1 pseudogene is annotated in these 651 nt (G+C 57.1%); it reads left to right on the top strand.

The features are described from left to right. Positions 1 to 212: 212 nt before the first annotated feature. Positions 213 to 651 (top strand): annotated as a pseudogene (locus ACZXDY_RS46245) (hypothetical protein); the annotation flags it as partial.

Genomic DNA, 651 nt, shown 5'->3' with positions numbered 1-651 from the left:
GGCCGGATACATTGATGCAAGACCGCATCTACCGGATCGTCGAAATCTTCTTGCTACGCACGGCCGGACCATACATTCGGGTCAATCGCGCCAGTTTTGCCCGATCTGTATCAGGTCCGGCCCTCAGAGCCGACATACAGGCGACAGGCTGATTTCGTCGCGCAGGACCAGGAGCCGCTGAAGAGGGCTCGCATCTCCGACGAAATTCCCTGTTGCAGCGCACCTACAGCCCGCCACCGCCGGAGCAATGCGGCTTACAGAATAGGGACATCGGTCGTGAGCTTCGGGAACTCAAAGCGCAGCCTGACGGTTTCTACTCAATGGAACGCCTACTCTATTTCCTTCCTGCTCATCCGCAACCTGCCTATATCCGGTTTGGGACGAGCGCCCTCATCATGGCGTTCTTCATTCTTGTGCAAATGGGTCTGCAATCGCAAAGCGGCTTCGGCGGACTGTTCTTCCTTCTTCCCGGGATCTTTCTATGTGGCCTTCTGTTCGATCGCGCCAGCTCATTTTTCGGGACGGCACTCGCCACGTTATATGCGGTGTACGCCGCGCCCGCTGCACCGTGGACTGCCCATCTTCTACCTTTGGGATTCTTCGTTGCGACGGGTCTCGGTATCGGCCTAGTTGCAGAGGGATTTCGTAACG

The organism is Bradyrhizobium sp. LeoB3 (genome assembly GCF_055456055.1).
The sequence above is the reverse complement of the archived record's forward strand: the minus strand, read 5'-3'. Positions and strand labels throughout refer to the sequence as shown.